The following is a 15,049-nucleotide window of genomic DNA, read 5'->3' on the forward strand; positions in this document are numbered from 1 at the left end:
GATGCCGCTAACAGAGGTTCGCTATCGCGGGACAATCGAAAACCTGCGGCGTGATATTCAGGCGCTGGATGTGGACGCCGTTCTCCTTCTCGACACCCATAATGTGGTCTACGCGTCCGGCTTTTTTCACTCGCCGAACGAGCGGCCGATTGGACTTCTCGTACCAGTCAACGGACCGCCGCGGCTTCTTGTGCCTCTGCTTGAGAAAGAGCACGCAGAAGATAACTGGGTCGGCCATGTGCAGACCTACGACGAGTTCCCCGGCACAGAGCATCCGGTTCTCTGGATGATCCGCACCAGCGGATACCGCCGGATCGCGGTGGACACACTCGAAACACGTCTGTTCATGGCCGCAAGCGAGCTCGTCGACTCGCTTGTCTTGACCGACTGCGTCGAGCGCCTGCGCTACATCAAGACGGACGCGGAGCTGGCGCTGGTGAGAGCCGCTGCACGCTACGCGGACATGGTTCTTGAGGCGATTCTCCACGAATCCGGCAACATCATTCGGCGGGGCGGGACGGAGATCGATATTCTTGCAGCGGGTCTGACCCATGCGCAGGCAGCCATGAAGCGCGAGCTTGGGCCCGCCTTCGGACCCACGAAGTGCGGCCTGGTGGGAACAGTCCATACGGGCGTGCGTGCATCATTGCCGCACGGAAAGACCCTGCCGCGCACGCCCGTCTTCGGCGAGCCGATGATCGCGGGCATTGGTGCGAGCGTCGGCGGCTATCATGCCGAGAGCGGCGTCACCTTCGCGATCGGAGGCATCACCGACGATCAGCGTCCATGTTTTGAGGCCGCAATAGCCTGTGACGCGGCCGGTCGTGCGGCGCTCGTTCCCGGCGCAAGCTGCCAGGGTGTCAATGAAGCCGCCTTGCAGCCGATCAGGCGGGCCGGCCTCTCGTCATTCCTACGTCATCGCATCGGCCACGGGATGGGAGTACAGGGCCACGAGGCTCCGTGGCTCGCACCCGGTGACGATACGCCAGTCCAGGTCGGGATGGTCTTTTCCAACGAACCTGGAATCTATCGGCCAGGCCTTGATGGCTATCGCACAATCAGCACGATGATCGTCGGGTCCGACGGCGTCGAAGTTCCCAGCCGATTCCAGGCCGAGCACCCGCTCGAGAAACGTGTAATTTCGCTTTGATACGAAAGGCCACCCCATGAACGCCCAGCCATACGACATGCTGATCACTGGCGGGACCGTCATGCTAGACGATGGTCTTGCCAAGCAGGACATCGCCTTGCGTGGAGGAAAGATTGCGACCATCCTCGAGCCGGGAACAAGCGTGAGCGCGACGCGTGTGCTCGACATTTCGGGGAAGCATCTCTTACCTGGAATCATTGACGTCCATTTTCATGTGCGAGCGCCCTCTCACCCCGAACGCGGCACCGTCAACTCTGAAACGCGCGCGGCGGCAGCGGGCGGCGTGACGACGATTTTCGAGATGCCGATCAGCAACCCATGCTGCAACAGCTCCGAGGTTCTCGTCTCGCGGCGCGATCACTTCGCCGCAGAGGCGGTGGTGAATTTCGCGCTGTTCGGCGCGCCCGGCGCCCTCGACAGCAAGGGTATCGAGGACATGCTCGCAGCAGGTGCCGTTGCCTTCAAGATCTTTACGACCGCCTCCCCGCCCAATCGCGACGCTGAGTTCCTTGGCCTCGCACTTCCGGGCGAGATGGAACAATACGAAGCGTTGCGGCTCGTCGCAAAGAGCGGAAGCCTTCTCGTGGTCCACGCGGAGAGCGAGCCCATGATGCACCATTACATGGAAAAGGAACTCGCGGCCGGTCACACGGATGCCGACGCGCACGTGAATTCCCGCCCCTCCATTGTCGAAGCTGTGGCGATCGCAAAGATACTGACGATGGCGCGATCAGTCGGTGCCCGCATTCACATCGCCCATGTCACCAGCAAGGAAGCGCTCGACGTCGTGCGCGCGTTCCAGGCGATCGGCACCGACGTGAGCGCGGAGACCTGCCCTCACTATCTCCTCTTCACGAATGACGACGTCGCCCGTGTCGGTGTCGACGCGAAGATCAATCCGCCCATTCGCACCGCTGCAGACAGAGAAGCACTCTGGGCCGGCATTGCCGATGGCACTCTCTCCATGGTGACGACGGATCATGCACCGTTTTCACGACGCGACAAGGAGAACGCCAAGGGCGATATGCTCGCTGCGCCGCCTGGATCGCCCGGCATCGAGTTCCTGCTACCGATGATGCTCGATGCAGCTGCGCGGGGAAAACTCGATCTCAAGGCAGCAATCGATCTTATCACCAGCAATGGTGCAGCACGCTTTGGTATCTATCCGCAGAAGGGCGCGATCCGTGAGGGCAGCGATGCCGATCTCGTGGTGGTCGATCTGGACCGTGAGACTGTCGTCGACCCGGCGAAGCTTTTCACGGCAGCTCGGGAATGCGCCGGGCTTTTTGCGGGCCAGACATACAAGGGCGCTGTCGACACCACCATCGTCGGCGGAAAAGTTGTCTTCGAGGGAGGCGACGTCGTCGGCAAGCCTGGCACCGGAGAGTTTCTCCATCCGCGCAACCTCATGCGTGCCTGACGGGGCGGAGCGCTGTCATGATTGCCCTCAATACCGAACCGATGCACGTGCTTCTTGTGGGCTTGGGGAACCGCGGCAACATGTGGGCCGAGGTCATCGATGGCTTGCCGGACGCCGTCTTGTCCGGCGCCATGGACATTGATCCCCAGAGACGCGCCGTCATTGCGCAGAAATATCCCGGCATTCCGATCTATGACACACTTGGCGAAGCCCTGACTGCCGCTGGTCACGATGCGGTTGTGCTCGTCACGCCGCCGGACGGGCATCTCGCACAGGCGGAACAGATCTTTGCCGCAGGCCTTCCGCTCATTGCCGAAAAGCCGCTGACGGTTTCGCTCCCGGACTCGATCAAGATTGTGGCGATGGCCGAGGCAGCAAACCTGCCACTCACAATCTGCCTCAACTTTCGCTATCTTCCCGTCAGCCAGGCGAAGCGCAGGCTCGTCCTCTCGGGCGATTTCGGGGCGCCGGGCATGGGGCAATTCGTCTATCAGCGCAACCGCGACGGCCTTCGCCCCGGGCTCAACCGCTATCCCCTCAGCATGCAGCATCCTATGATGCTCGAGCAAAGCATTCATCACCTCGATCTTATCCGCTATTGCTATGATCGCGAGGTTGTTTCGCTTTCGTGCCGCACGTGGAATCCGCCTTGGAGCATGTACGCACACGACAGCAGCGTGCAGTGCCTTCTGACGATGGAGGGCGGCCTTCAGGTCAACTATATTGGGACGTGGACGTCAGGATGGAACGAGCCCCATTTCCTGTGGCGAACGGATTGCGCGGACGGCGTCATTATTCAACGGGATCTGTTTACCGATATTGCAACGGCCGCTCGGACCGACACCACACTCACGCCGGTTCCGATTACCGATGCGCGCGCCTATTACGATGATACGGCTGCCTTGCTGAAGACATTTATCGAGGCGCGCCGTGCCGGTTCCGCGACGCCCTGCGATGGGCGCGACCACCTCAGGACCCTGGCGCTCTGCTTCGCCGGGATCGAGAGCAGCGCGTCCGGGACGATTGTTGACATGCGCCAGTTCTACGAACGGAACGGCCTATCCCATCTGATCTGATCCAGCCACCAAAACATGCCTTGCGAGGATGTCCTGACATGACTGTTCCGGTAATCAAGTTCGACACCTACCATGATTATGAAGCAATGACAGGGCACCTCAAGGCCTTGGCTGACGCCTTTCCGAAACTTGCCACGCTCACGTCACTGGGGAAAACTTTCCAGGGACGGGACATCTGGGCCGTGACCATCACGAACCCCGCCACCGGTGCACCCGATCAGAAGCCCGGCTACTATATCGACGCTCAAATTCATGCCGAAGAGCACGCCACCAGCGCTGTAGCTCTCTATGCGATCTGGCATCTGCTCACACAATATGGTCGGGATGAGGAGGTCACGCGACTGGTCGACCAGCAGGTCTTCTACATCTTGCCGCGGATCAATCCGGACGGAGCCGAGCTTTCGCTCCAGCCCCCCTATTATCATTGGTGCGGAAACGGGCGCTACATGCCCGGCTTCGATCGTCTGGAAGGGTTGAAGCCGCAGGACATCGATGGCGACGGCTATGTGACGACGATGCGCGTGCCAGATCCGAAAGGCGAGTGGAAGAAGAGCGCCTCTGATCCCCGGGTCATGGTTCAGCGCGAGCCCGGCGAAGAGGGCGGCGCGTATTTCAGGCTCTACCCTGAAGGACTCATTGAGAACTACGACGGCGTTCACGTGAAGATCGAGCGGCCGTTCGACGGCAATCTCAATCGCAACTTCCCGGTAAATTGGTCGCCCCGTGAGTACGGAGCAGGCGAATCGGCTTTGTCGGAGCCGGAATCGAAAGCCATGGCGGACTTCATTCTCGGTCGCCCCAACATCGCCGGACTGACCGCCTATCACACCCATGGGGGAATCATCCTGCGCCCCAGCATGACCAAACCCGACAGCGCCATGAGTCCTCGCGATCTCGCCCTTTACAAAGATCTCGGTGCTGTCGGCCAGCGTCTCACCGGCTACCCCACGATCAGCACCTATGAGGAGTTCACGCCCGACAAGTCCAAGCCGCGCTATGGCAGTCTTAAGGACTGGACTTACGAGGAAATGGGCATCGTCAGCTTCTCGACCGAATTATGGGATCTGGAAACTGAAGCCGGCGTGGAGAAGGTCGCTTATTACAACCTTCGACCACGCACAGAGGCCATTCAGGCAAAGGTCTTTGCATGGGTGCTCGCAAATGTCGGTGATCATGGCTATCGCGATTGGAAAGCCTTTGACCATCCGCAGCTCGGCCCGATCGAAACCGGTGGGATGGTCTATATCTGGACCTACCGCAATCCGCCCCCCGGCATGCTCGAGGAGATCTGCCGCAGGAACACCGCGTTCAACCTGCGTCACGCAGCGGCGGCGCCGCGGGTTCTCGTGGATTCCGTCTTCAGCGAAAAGCTGGCCGATGGGCTCTACAAGATCCGCGCGGTCGTCAGCAACCACGGGTATCTCCCGACGAACCTCACGGATGTGGCTATTCAAAACGGCGTGGCAAAGCCGGTCGGTGTCAGCGTTGCGGGGGACGGAATCAACGTCGTCATGAACCCGCAGCAGGTAGAAATCGGTCACTTGGCCGGGCGGAACGAGCGCAAGTACACATGGTCGCCATGGGGCCAGCAATGGTCGCCCGTGTCGAAGCCGGTCGAGTGGCTTGTGCGCGCGGATGATCCGTCTGCTTCGATCGTGGTAACGGCTTCCTCGGAGAAAGGCGGCACACATCAGATGCGAACAAAGCTCTGATGGCGGCGCAACCGAACCAAAAGGGCTCTCTTTGAGAGCCCTTTTCATGTCATATCAATGTAGGTCGTTACTTGAAGCTCGCTGTCAGCACATCGATCCGCTCGTCACGGCGCGGTTCCCAGTTCAATCGATTGCTGATCCCATAAAAGTCGGGTTGGAAATACATCATGATCCACGCCGGGTCGCGATAGAAAATTTCCAGCATCTCGTTGACAATCTTCTCCTCTTCCTTCGGATCGCGAATGCCGGCAAGGCTATCCCAGCGCTTCTGCCATTCCGGATTGAACCACATGCCATTGTTGACCGGCGCCTCGCGCGACGGGAACAGCGCCATGTCATAGACGGCGCTCCACGTGACACCACCCTGCCCGATGAAGTAGAGCGGTCCAGCGCGGTGCTCCCGCGCCGCGGGCGAGAAGGTCGAGACAAAATCCTGGATCTCGACCTTGGTCTTGATGCCGATATCATCGAGGTACTGCCCGACCGCTTGAACCACCGAAACGTCGTTCAGATAACGCCCACGGGGACCCTGGAGAGTGAGCTCGAACCGCACATTGTCGGCGCCTCGCTTGTAGCCCGCCTTATCGAGCATCTCCTCAGCTTTCTTGGTGTCAAACGGATAAGGCTTGAGCGCTGGGTTGGCGACGTTTGCCGGGCCGGTTGCGCGGGTGCAATCAAAGGAGAGCAGTTGCTGGCAAATAGTGGGAACGTCGACCGCCATGTTGAGCGCCTGTCGGACCTCGGCTTTCTGGATTGCCTCGCCACCTTTCGTCGCCTTGAACGTCTCATTGAAGTTAAAGCCGACGAACATGCGCCGCGTACCCGTAACGGGCTTCACGATCGCCCGGTTACTCATCGCAATTGCTTTCTGCTGGTCCGGCAGAACATTGGTGATAATATCGGCATTGCCCGAGATCAATTCCGCCACGCGCGTGCTCGCCTCCGGCACGGCCCGCCAGATGAGCGTCTTGAACGGTGCAGGACGGAGCTTGAATCCGTCCACGCGATCGAGGACCACCCGATCGTCCTTCTTCCACTCTCTGAGCTTGTAGGGACCTGATCCGAAAGGCCGGGTCGCCGCCTGTTCGTAGCTCATGCCCTCATAGGCGTTCTTGCAAACGATATAGGCCTGGGCGAGCATGCCCGGCGCAATTGACTGATACTTCTTCAGAAGAACCGTGGCGGAGTACTCGCTGTCTACCCGAGCATCGACGAACCCGATCGTTGGGTACACGAAGCTCGCGATATTGCCGTTGAGCTTCTTGTCGGCCGCACGCTTCAGCGAGTAGGCCACATCCTCTGCCTTGATCGGCGTGCCGTCCTCGCAGGTCTGGCCGGGTTTGATCTTGAAGGTCAGCTCGGTTCCCGCGTCGTTCCAGGAATAGCTCTCCGCCAGATAGGGCTGGACCTCACCTGAGGCTGTGACCTGAACCAGGGTCACCCAAATATGGTTAGCAACGTTGATCGAGCCTGAGGCGTTCAGGGCATGCGGCTCGAGGGATTCGACGTCGACGCTTTGGGCAATCGTCAGAGTATCGCGCGCGCCCTGGGCGAAAGCCGCAGATTGACTGACGCACAACGCTGCAGCGCTGGCACATATGATCCAATGTCGCATACCTGACTGTCCCTCTCATGCCGCCGGCCCCGGACACGGCCCGGCAACGATCCACCCAATCGACCAAGGGAAGTGTAAGACAACTAGACAGAAAACGCCAGAACTGCCCCGATTGTGCCTGGCGGCGCATCCACCCTCAAGTCGCAGCGAAACGTGGGAGCAGATCGTCGATCTCGGAGCTTCTCCAGCAGGCAGCCATGGAAGATCCGGACGCACTCGGCGTCAAGGGTGGCGCCTCCTGCGCACAATGGGCGACCGCGATCGGACAGCGGGTGACAAACCGGCAACCCTTCGGCGGGTTGAGAGGACTCGGAAGTTCACCTTGGAGAACGATGCGCCGGCGCGCCCGCTCGACCTTTGGGTCTGGGATGGGAACGGCACTCAGGAGCGAGCGGGTATAGGGATGACGCGGATTGGCATAGACCTCCCGGCGCTCTCCAATCTCAGCCACCCGCCCCAGATACATGACAGCCACGCGGTTGGAGATGTGCTGTATCACGCTCAGCCCATGGGCGATGAAAAGATACGTCAGGCCCAGCCGCGCCTGCAGATCCTGCAAAAGATTCACCACCTGCGCCTGAACCGAGACGTCGAGAGCGGAGACGGGTTCGTCGCAGACGATGAGATCAGGCTCGCAGGCGAGAGCCCGGGCGATGCCGATCCGTTGGCGCTGACCGCCGGAGAACTCGTGCGGATAGCGGGACATATATGTGGGCGCCAGCCCGACCAGGGACAGCAGTTCCTTCACGCGGTCCGTAATGGCAGCCTCGCCCTGACGCAGATTGTGAAGCCTGATGGGCTCCGCAATCGCCCTGCCGACGCTCATGCGCGGATTGAGGCTTGCGTAAGGATCCTGAAAGATCAGCTGGATGCGCCGCCTCAGCTTACGCATTGCTTCCGGCGAGGATGTCGCCAAATCCTCGCCATTGAACGAGATGCTCCCCGACGTAATGGCGTTGAGCTGCAGGATTGCACGGCCAATGGTGGTCTTGCCGCACCCGCTTTCGCCCACAAGACCGAGGGTCTCTCCCCGCCTGATATCGAAACTAACGCCATCGACAGCTTTGACGACGCCGGGCGATTTCCCGAATAGAAACGGGCTGCGGACAGGAAAGTGGACATGGAGGTCAGAAATCGACGCAATCATCTCTGGCGGGGCCGTTCTCATAGGGCAATCGCTTCTGAAGATGTATGCAGCAAGGTCGGAACGTCCTCAGCAAAATGGCAGGCCGCCATGTGATCGGGTCGCACCTGCCTGAGGGGTGGTGCTTCGCGGAGACAGAGTTGCTGCGCGATGTCGCATCGGGGTGCGAACCGGCAGAAATTGGCTTGGCCGACGGGCTCCGCCGGCAACCCGCGGATCGGAGTCAGACGATCCTCGTCAGGCCGATCGAGCCTTGGTGTGGACCGCAGCAATCCAACTGTGTAGGGCATGCGTGGCTCTTCGAAGACACAATCCGTGCTGCCCTGTTCCACGATGCGGCCGCCATACATAACCGCGATCCGATCGGCCATCCCGGCGACTACGCCGAGATCATGCGTGATAAGGATCAGCGCCATGCCAAATTCCCGCTGCAGATTCTTGAGAATGTCGAGAATCTGTGCCTGGATCGTCACGTCCAATGCGGTCGTGGGCTCATCTGCGATGAGAAGCCGAGGCTTGCACGCGACAGCGATCGCAATCATCACGCGCTGACGCATGCCGCCCGAGAAATGATGAGGATAGTCGCCGAGCCGCCGTTCAGGCGACGGGATGCCAACGAGCGACAGAAGTTCGATGGCGCGCGCTTTGGCCCGGCCGCCGCGCATACCCTCCTGAACCTCAAGAATTTCGGTGATCTGACGACCGATGGTGAGAACCGGATTGAGGGACGTCATCGGATCCTGGAAGATCATGGAGATCTCCCGTCCGCGCACATCGCGAATCTCGCTGTCGGACATGGCCAGAATGTCCCGCCCATCAAAATCGATGGACCCTCCGACGACGCGGCCAGGCTTGGAGATCAACCGGATGAGCGACAGCCCTGTCACCGACTTGCCCGAGCCGGACTCCCCCACGACGCCGAGGGTCTCGCCCTTTCCAACGGTGAAAGACACATCGTCCACGGCACGCACGCCCGATTGTTCGTTTCCGAAACGGACCTTCAAGCCGGACACGGTCAGGATAGGTTTCATGCGCGCACCTGCGTGTTGGCCAACACTTCGGCAATGCCGTCTTCAATAGAACGCGGGCGAAAGCCCACGGCGCCGCTAATGCGCTCGATGGAAAAGACCGGCCGCGCATCTGACGCAATAACGTCGATCTCCGCTGTGCCGCCGTTGGCCCAAGGGAGCCCGCGACCATGGGCGCGGAAGATCCCAACGAGGCGGCGCCAGCCCACAGGCTCGCCGCCGCCGATATTGTAGATCCTGTGTTCAAGAGCCGGCGCCTTGATGAGCGCTGCGATCCCGATCGCGACATCGTCCGCATGAACCCAGTCGCGTACAACTTCCTGCGGCGAGACCGCCGTCTCAGGCTGGGCCATTGCCAGCCTGTGGACCAGACTTGTTCGATGTCGGGTCGCCGTCTGCCGCTCCATCGCACCATAAACCGAAGCAAGCCGGACGGCGATTGTGGAGACGTCACGGATCTCGCCAAGACGGAGCGCGATCCCTTCGGCTGCGACCTTCGTGACGCCATAAAGCATCGTGGGATTAAGGATCACGTCCTCACCGACGGGTGCGTCGTAGCTTGCCGCGGGGCCAAGGACTGCGGCGCTGGACACGACAACGATGCGACGCAGGCAACGCAAACGCGTGCCGGCGTCGACGATTGCGAGCGTCCCCCCGATATTGACGTCGACAACGGCGGAAGGGTTCTCCGATTCCATCTCGGGCGTCGGCGTCAAGGCGGCCGCGTGCACGATCTCGGTCGGTTGAAACCGTTCGAGAACAGTTGCGACCGCGACCTTATCGGTCACATCGAGGACAGTAGGCTCGATCCGGTCGCTAGATGCCCCCCAGTAGGCGAGGACATCGGAGCCAGGCGGCGCCATGTCGGTTGCAAGGATCCGTGCCTTAGGAAACGCTTCGGCCAATCCGCGGATCAAGTGAGCTCCCAGAAAGCCGCAGGCTCCTGTCACGAGAATTTTCACGCCGACACCTCAAGGCCGTGCCGACGGCGAAATTCGCGCATGTCGATACGCCTCCCGGTATCGTCGGCCTCGATAGCCGCAAAGCACAAGGCCAAGGTATTGAGGTGATCCCGTCCACTGCATGGCACTGGCCGCCCTTCTTCAATCGCCGTAATGAAGTCATCGAGAAGCGCGCGGGTATCATCAAGAAAAGGAACGCATTCGGCGAGCGGTACAGGTGTCAATGTCTTCTCGTCCGTCCGAACAGTGCTGAGATTGGAGAACAACTCCTGCTGCAAGATGACGCCATCCTCACAATCCGTGCGCCACTGGAATTTCAATTCGTTCCAGCCCCCTGTCCACGTCCCGAGGTAGTCGACCTCGAGTCCACCCTCGAGGGTCAGCAGACAGGACACATTGGCGTCGTGCGCATAGACGCTCCACGACGGATTCCAGCTTCGACATTGAACGGCTTCGACTTCGCGACCATAGCAGAACCTGATCAGGTCGAGATGGTGAATGCTTTGCTCGAGCATCATCGGATGAAGCATCGTTAACGGGTAGGTGTTCATGCCGGGACGCCACCAGTCGCGGTTGCGGTGGTAATTGAACGTCCCGAACCCGGCAGCGCCGAGTGTGTTATCGCGGACAAGACGCCGGATCGCCTGACTCACCGGGAGATAACGAAAATTTAATCCGACGGCGAGCGGGCAGGCCTGCGATTCTGCGAGAACCACGATCTCCAAGGCGTCGGCAAGATCGAGCGTGAGCGGTTTTTCCGCCAGCAGCGGCAATCCTGCCGCGAACACCAAACGGGCTTGGTCAAGATGGCCATCGGGTGGCGTCACTAGCAGCACCGCGTCCGCCCGGACTTCACGTAATGCCGCTTCCAGATCCTCAAAGGCCGCGAATTCGCCAAACTCGGCCTTGAATGCACCGATCCGCGCCGGATCGGCGTCGACGATTCCGGCAAAGGTCGCGCCGGGGTGATCCGCAATGATACGCCCCCACATGCGCCCGCGATTACCCAAGCCGACCTGGAGGATGCGAAACACCACGGTCAGGTCTTGAAGACGCGGCTGCGCGCCGATTTGATGCGTGAGATGGCTTCCTCGATGCGGTGCTTGGGCTGAAGAAGGCTCATGCGCACATAGCGATCGTCAGGATCGGCAAACAGCATGCCGGGTTGGACGAGAACCCGCGCTTCGGCGAGGAGCTTCCCGCAGAACTCGGTTGCGGGAAGACCGCTCGCTTCAATATTGGTGTAGACATAGAACGCGCCCGCGGGCTCGCCATACGAGAACCCCAGTTCGTCAAGTCCCCTGAGCAGGACCTCACGCCTCGACGAGTAGATAGCCAGCATCTCCTTCACCGCGTCCTGAGGGCCGGTCGCAGCCGCGAGAGCCGCCCATTGCGAAGGCGTGCAGGCGTTGATGCTCAGCGTATGACGGGGTTCGACCATCCGCTGAATAAACGGCTGGGGGGCGGCGAGATATCCAATTCGCCAGCCGGTCATGGCATGGGATTTAGAAAAGCCGTTCATCGTGATTGTGCGATCGCGCATGCCCGGCAGGGTCCCGATCGATAGATGTTCGGCACCATCGAACAGAAGCGTAGCGTAGATTTCATCTGAAACGACAATGATATCGTGTCGCTTGGCGATTTCGGCAATCTCCCGGATGGCGTCGGGAGGTGTCACGGCGCCGGTCGGGTTGTTCGGGGTGATGAGCACCAGCATCTTCGTGCGCGGCGTGATGCGGGCTTCGATTTCAGCGGGAACCAGCGCGAACTTGTCCTTCTGATAAGTCGGCACCGAGACCACGACCCCGCCGCACAACTCGACTGCAGTATCATAGGATGTGAACCGCGGGGACGGCAGGAGAACTTCATCTCCGGGATCGACCAGCGCGAGCATGAGCAGCATCACGCCTTCCTGCGTGCCTGCCGTCACCAATGTCTCTTCGGCGGTGTAATCGAGGCCGAAGTCTCGGTTGAGGAGATCTGCGATCGCCTGCCGAAGCTTCGGCATTCCGGAGGGATGCGTGTAGTGGGTCTCCCCCCGAGCAATCGCCTCTCGCGCCGCCTCCGCGATGTGAGGGGGCGTCGGAAGGTCAGGGTCACCCAGACCCATCGCGATGACGTCTTCCAGCTTGGCTGCTTGTTCAATCAGCTTCGTTCGATAGACAGCGTCCTTGGCCGGCACGCGCTGAGCAAGCGACCTCATTAATCTTGGCGTTGTAGAGTCCATCCTCAAACCATCCTCTTGCCTTCGAGGAATGTCATACGGACGGAGCCGATGGCGTTGATATCCTCGAGGGGATTGCCGTCCACGACGATCACGTCGGCAAGCTTGCCGGCCTCAAGCGTCCCGATCTTGGAGTCGAGCTTGCTCATTCTAGCAGCAACGATCGTCGCGCTGCGGATCGCGTCATAGGCGTCCTTTTTGACACCGACCTTGATCATGAACGCCAGTTCCGGAGCGATGACGTCGTGGGCCACCGCGGGACTGCCGCAATCCGTCCCAAACACAATGGTGACGCCAGCCTTGGCGGCATCGACGAGGCCCTGGTAGCGCGACGTGTCAGCAACCTGCTTCTGCCGCTCGGCGATCTTCCAGTCCGGAATGTTGAACTTTCGCGCAATCTCGGGCTGACTTTGGACGACGACAGGCGCGAAGGTCGTCACGATCGGGACGTTACGTTCTACCAGAAGCGCGATGGTCTCGGCGCTCATGCTGCCGCCGTGCTCGATTACATCTACCCCGGCGAGGACGCAGCGGCTAATGCAGGAATCGAATGTCGCATGCGCCGTCACTGTCAGGCCATTGCGATGCGCTTCGTCGACGACCGCCTCTAACTCATCGTCGGTGAATTCCAGCGTGTCGTGGCAGGCCATGATCTTGATCAGATCCGCGCCACCACGCACCTGCTCGCGAACGGCGCGACGCATTTCGTCGGCTCCGCTTGCTTCGCGGCAGCACCAGTAAGTATGTCCACCCGTCTGGATGATCGCCTCACCACACACGATCAGGCGGGGACCTGGGAAGATCCCCTGGGCCACTGCCTGCTTGGCCACAAGATTGGTCTTGTTCATCCCCAGGTCGCGGAACGTGGTGACGCCCGCACGCAGGTTGATGAGCATATTGCTCGCGCACTTGTAGGCACTGAGCTCAGGCGCATCGTTCATCGCCTGGGCTGCCAGATCGTGAATTCCGTCCCAGGCCAGATGTCCGTGGCTCTGGACCAGACCCGGAAGGATCGTTCCATTCGTCTGTATGGCATCATCTGCGCTGGTGCCAAACTCGGATGCAGGCCCGACCTTCTTGATGGTCGAACCTTCAATTTCAACAATCCCATCCTCGATGATCTGATCATCAACGCAGGTCAGGACACGACCACGCAAGAGGTGATGGCCGGTCTCCTGGTTGACCATCGGGCGGATGATTTTCTGGAAACGCCAGGGGGCCTGTTCAGGCATGGGACACTCGTTTGTTCGAAATGGAGGTGGGGATTATCATGAGGCGGCAGTTTCTGCTCGGGTCGGCTTCAGGCCCAGTTCTTCCAAGGCCCGTGCGCCGCCGTCGAGATTAGTTAAGTTCATTCCTGCGTAGTTGGGCGAATAGACCACGCCCTCGCCGCCGGCCCGATAGGTCGCCAGAACGCTGCGGTAGACGATGTCGGGCGTGCAAATCGCCTGATCGGCGCGCAACCTGGGTGCATCGACACCGATGCCCATATAAACGGCAGCCTTGCCCTTGCACCCGCGAACCGCGTCAGCGCACTGGCCGTAAACGTAAGTGTCGGGATCCATCCCGGCCTGGATCACCTCATCGATCGGTGCTTCCTGCAATCCGAGGATCTTGTACATGGCCGGCACGAATTCCTGCTTTGTGAAGTCCCGCAAGATCGTGTTTCCGAAGAAGCCCATCTCCTTGTCGAACACCTCGCCTGCCTGATGCTGGTAGGTGATCGGCTTGACCCAATCCGCATAGTCAGTCTGCTCCTCCCATGACCATTGAGCGCGCCGAATGGGATTGAAATGATTGCGGTTCCAGACATTGAGTCCAAACGACAGATTAGGGTTGCACCACTTCACGATGCCATAGAGTTCCCGATCGAGATCCTTCGAGCGATCAAGCCACATGCGCTCCCAAACCAGTATCTCAGGATTGCGCAGCAACACGCGGAGGAACTCCAGGAAAGCGCCGTCGACGAAAGTCTCTCCAGCGCGCACCTTCTTGAAGAAGTCCCAGACCTCGAAGAACGCGATGCGGACGCGCTCCACGTCAATCCCCCGCTCCACTGCCTCCTTCCGGCAATGCGGACAGAAGCACCCCGGAGCCTGGCCCTGCATCATGCGATCAAGCGGCGAATTGCGCTCGTTGCACCACATGATTCCGTCGATGTCGTAATTGCGCACGTGCTCCTCGACGATGCCGTGCCACCAGCGCCGGTAATCGGGATTCGACGTGCAAGGCTCTCCAGCATACCGGCCCAACAGGTCCACTTCGAGGCATTGCGGCATGTTGGGGATCTTGACCGCTGCCGCCGACCCATGACCCGCATACTTGAACAATGGCTCCATGAATTCCGGAACGATCTTCATGCCCCGCTCGCGCGCCTTCGGGATGACCAGATCCAGGATGTCCCGCCCTGCCATCTCCGGATCGCGCGAGGCGAAATCCTTGATGAAGGTGTTCGTGTAGTATTCCGGCCGAACCTTCAGATAGGAACCGCCCTCCATCGAATAGGGTGCGGCGACACCGTGATCAGGCCATCCCTCCAGCGCGTGGCTGATGCGCCGGCCAACCTTCAAACCGAGCCAGGAGATTGTGCCGATCAGCAGCGCGTTGATGCCGAGACGGTCCTGGAGGGTGTCCAGCACTTCGTCGACGCCTTCGTCGATGAAGCTGATCGGGCTGATCTGGATGCCGACGAACGGATCTGATTTTGTTGGCGTCACT

At 60.3% G+C, this 15,049-nt stretch carries 12 protein-coding genes; 4 read left to right on the forward strand and 8 right to left on the reverse strand.

Features of this window, described 5'->3' with window-relative positions; genetic code table 11:
• Position 1 precedes the first annotated feature (1 nt).
• The 4 genes from J4G32_RS02315 to J4G32_RS02330 are packed head-to-tail and all read left to right on the forward strand — an operon-like array spanning position 2 to position 5,358.
• The gene (locus tag J4G32_RS02315) at positions 2-1,150 is read left to right on the forward strand and encodes a M24 family metallopeptidase (protein WP_210483824.1); all 1,149 of its coding nucleotides are present in this window, start codon (positions 2-4) and stop codon (positions 1,148-1,150) included.
• A 16-nt stretch (positions 1,151-1,166) separates the two neighbouring features.
• Positions 1,167-2,570 carry a dihydroorotase gene (locus J4G32_RS02320; RefSeq protein WP_246504737.1) on the forward strand — a complete coding sequence of 468 codons (1,404 nt, stop codon included), beginning with the start codon at positions 1,167-1,169 and terminating at the stop codon, positions 2,568-2,570.
• 17 nt (positions 2,571-2,587) lie between these two features.
• On the forward strand, positions 2,588-3,646 hold the full coding sequence (locus tag J4G32_RS02325; protein ID WP_210483827.1) for a Gfo/Idh/MocA family protein: 1,059 nt from the start codon (positions 2,588-2,590) through the stop codon (positions 3,644-3,646).
• 38 nt (positions 3,647-3,684) lie between these two features.
• Entirely contained in the window at positions 3,685-5,358 is a 1,674-nt protein-coding gene (locus J4G32_RS02330) for a M14 family metallopeptidase (protein WP_210483830.1), read from the forward strand.
• Positions 5,359-5,425: 67 nt separating this feature from the next.
• Here the strand turns inward: J4G32_RS02330 and J4G32_RS02335 are convergent, their stop codons facing one another.
• The 8 genes from J4G32_RS02335 to J4G32_RS02370 form a co-directional block, all read right to left on the reverse strand.
• Complete coding sequence (locus J4G32_RS02335) at positions 5,426-6,973, reverse strand: ABC transporter substrate-binding protein (protein WP_210483833.1); 1,548 nt, start codon at positions 6,971-6,973, stop codon at positions 5,426-5,428.
• 136 nt (positions 6,974-7,109) lie between these two features.
• Complete coding sequence (locus J4G32_RS02340) at positions 7,110-8,141, reverse strand: ABC transporter ATP-binding protein (RefSeq protein ID WP_246504738.1); 1,032 nt, start codon at positions 8,139-8,141, stop codon at positions 7,110-7,112.
• Positions 8,138-9,148: an ABC transporter ATP-binding protein gene (locus tag J4G32_RS02345; protein WP_210483836.1), complete on the reverse strand. Its 1,011-nt coding sequence runs from the start codon at positions 9,146-9,148 to the stop codon at positions 8,138-8,140. The genes J4G32_RS02340 and J4G32_RS02345 overlap by 4 nt, the downstream gene beginning before the upstream one ends.
• Complete coding sequence (locus tag J4G32_RS02350; RefSeq protein WP_210483839.1) at positions 9,145-10,107, reverse strand: NAD-dependent epimerase/dehydratase family protein; 963 nt, start codon at positions 10,105-10,107, stop codon at positions 9,145-9,147. The genes J4G32_RS02345 and J4G32_RS02350 overlap by 4 nt, the downstream gene beginning before the upstream one ends.
• Positions 10,104-11,144, reverse strand: a complete 1,041-nt coding sequence (locus J4G32_RS02355; RefSeq protein WP_210483842.1) for a Gfo/Idh/MocA family protein — start codon at positions 11,142-11,144, stop codon at positions 10,104-10,106. The genes J4G32_RS02350 and J4G32_RS02355 overlap by 4 nt, the downstream gene beginning before the upstream one ends.
• A 2-nt stretch (positions 11,145-11,146) precedes the next feature.
• Entirely contained in the window at positions 11,147-12,310 is a 1,164-nt protein-coding gene (locus tag J4G32_RS02360) for a pyridoxal phosphate-dependent aminotransferase (protein ID WP_210483858.1), read from the reverse strand.
• A 26-nt stretch (positions 12,311-12,336) separates the two neighbouring features.
• The gene (locus tag J4G32_RS02365; RefSeq protein ID WP_210483861.1) at positions 12,337-13,563 is read right to left on the reverse strand and encodes a metal-dependent hydrolase family protein; all 1,227 of its coding nucleotides are present in this window, start codon (positions 13,561-13,563) and stop codon (positions 12,337-12,339) included.
• A 36-nt stretch (positions 13,564-13,599) separates the two neighbouring features.
• Complete coding sequence (locus J4G32_RS02370; protein ID WP_246504739.1) at positions 13,600-15,048, reverse strand: glycoside hydrolase family protein; 1,449 nt, start codon at positions 15,046-15,048, stop codon at positions 13,600-13,602.
• Position 15,049: the final 1 nt, after the last annotated feature.

Source organism: Microvirga antarctica, from assembly GCF_017921815.1.
Classification (GTDB): Bacteria; Pseudomonadota; Alphaproteobacteria; order Rhizobiales; family Beijerinckiaceae; genus Microvirga; species Microvirga antarctica.

What these genes read in the sequence shown, in the direction of transcription:
- J4G32_RS02360 (WP_210483858.1), bottom strand. Translation starts at nt 12,310, where the DNA reads ATGAGGTCGCTTGCTCAGCGCGTGCCGGCCAAGGACGCTGTCTATCGA.
- J4G32_RS02325 (WP_210483827.1), top strand. Translation starts at nt 2,588, where the DNA reads ATGATTGCCCTCAATACCGAACCGATGCACGTGCTTCTTGTGGGCTTG.
- J4G32_RS02320 (WP_246504737.1), top strand. Translation starts at nt 1,167, where the DNA reads ATGAACGCCCAGCCATACGACATGCTGATCACTGGCGGGACCGTCATG.
- J4G32_RS02330 (WP_210483830.1), top strand. Translation starts at nt 3,685, where the DNA reads ATGACTGTTCCGGTAATCAAGTTCGACACCTACCATGATTATGAAGCA.
- J4G32_RS02315 (WP_210483824.1), top strand. Translation starts at nt 2, where the DNA reads ATGCCGCTAACAGAGGTTCGCTATCGCGGGACAATCGAAAACCTGCGG.
- J4G32_RS02365 (WP_210483861.1), bottom strand. Translation starts at nt 13,563, where the DNA reads ATGCCTGAACAGGCCCCCTGGCGTTTCCAGAAAATCATCCGCCCGATG.
- J4G32_RS02335 (WP_210483833.1), bottom strand. Translation starts at nt 6,973, where the DNA reads ATGCGACATTGGATCATATGTGCCAGCGCTGCAGCGTTGTGCGTCAGT.
- J4G32_RS02340 (WP_246504738.1), bottom strand. Translation starts at nt 8,141, where the DNA reads ATGAGAACGGCCCCGCCAGAGATGATTGCGTCGATTTCTGACCTCCAT.
- J4G32_RS02345 (WP_210483836.1), bottom strand. Translation starts at nt 9,148, where the DNA reads ATGAAACCTATCCTGACCGTGTCCGGCTTGAAGGTCCGTTTCGGAAAC.